1 protein-coding gene is annotated in these 1,408 nt (G+C 71.8%); it reads left to right on the top strand.

Translation table 11 applies throughout. The annotated features are described in order from the left end of the window. A partial coding sequence (locus tag AB0J52_RS40625) for a carbohydrate ABC transporter permease (protein ID WP_500188553.1) occupies positions 1 to 1,389 on the top strand: 1,389 nt, incomplete at its 5' end. Between the last annotated feature and the right edge of the window lie 19 nt (positions 1,390 to 1,408).

Genomic DNA, 1,408 nt, shown 5'->3' with positions numbered 1-1,408 from the left:
CCCGGGACGGAGGGCTCCGGACCGGACGCGGCGCCGCCCGCGGAGGCCGGCGGCCCGGCGGCCCCCGCACCCGCTCCCGCCAGGACGAAGCGCGCCCGCGGGATCGCGCCGCCGTCGTGGCTGGCGCTCGGCTTCCTGCTCCCCGCCCTGCTGCTGCTCGGGTTCCTCGTGATGTACCCGATCGTCTTCTCGGTCGTGCGCAGCTTCTTCGGCGCGGACGGCCACTCCTTCACCGGCGTCGACAACTACACCGGCATCTTCCAGGGGCACGACAACCTCGTGACCGTCCGCAACACCGCGATCTGGGTGGTCGTCGCGCCGACGCTGGTCACTGCGATCGGGCTGGTCTTCGCGGTGCTCACCGAGCGGATCCGCTGGTCCACCGCCTTCAAGATGGTGGTGTTCATGCCGATGGCGGTGTCCTTCCTCGCCTCCGGCGTGATCTTCCGGCTGGTGTACGAGCAGGACCCGAAGATGGGCGTGGCGAACGCGGCGGTCGTCGCGGTCCACGACACCTTCGAGCCCGGCGCGGGCTACCCCGGCGCCGGACCGCGCACCGGCAAGGACGCCACCGGCACCCAGCAGCCCGACGGCACGATCGTCAGCGCGAAGCAGTACACGGCCGGGCAGACCGCGCTGCTGCCGCTGCTGCGGATCAAGCCGGAGGACCTGCCCGCCAAGCCGGTCGCGGCCGCCCAGCCGCCGGCGGCCAAGCCGGGCGAGCTGACCGGCACGGTCTGGTTCGACTTCACCAAGGGCGGCGGCGGCACGCCGAACCAGCCGAACCCGGGCGAGTCCGGGCTGCCGCGGATCAAGGTCGAGGCCGTCCGGGACGGCAAGGTCGTCGGCAAGGCGACCACCGGCGACGACGGCACCTTCACCATGAAGAAGGTGAAGGGCGACGGGCCGGTGACGCTGCGGCTGCCCAAGTCGAACTTCACCGCGTCCTACGGCGGCGCGCAGTGGCTCGGCAACACCCTCATCACCCCGGCGATCATCGGGTCGTACCTGTGGGTGTGGTCGGGGTTCGCGATGGTGCTCATCGCGGCCGGGCTCGCGGCGATCCCGCGGGACGCGCTGGAGGCGGCGCGGGTGGACGGCGCGACCGAGTGGCAGGTGTTCCGGCGGGTGACGATCCCGCTGCTCGCGCCGGTGCTCACGGTCGTGCTGGTCACCATGGTCATCAACGTGCTGAAGGTCTTCGACCTGGTCTTCATCATCGGCGGCGGCGATCCGCACGCCAGCGTGCTCGCGCTGCAGATGTGGGTCGAGTCGTTCGGCGGCGGGAACGACCCGGGGAAGGGCAGCGCGATCGCGGTGCTGCTGTTCCTGCTGGTCGTCCCGGCGATGCTGTTCAACATCCGGCGGATGCGGCGGGAGCGGGCATGAGCACGACCGAGACCGGGAC

This window comes from Spirillospora sp. NPDC049652, from assembly GCF_040675125.1.
Classification (GTDB): domain Bacteria; phylum Actinomycetota; class Actinomycetes; order Streptosporangiales; family Streptosporangiaceae; genus Spirillospora.
Note: the sequence above shows the minus strand (reverse complement) of the source record. Positions and strands in the feature narration are given on the sequence as shown.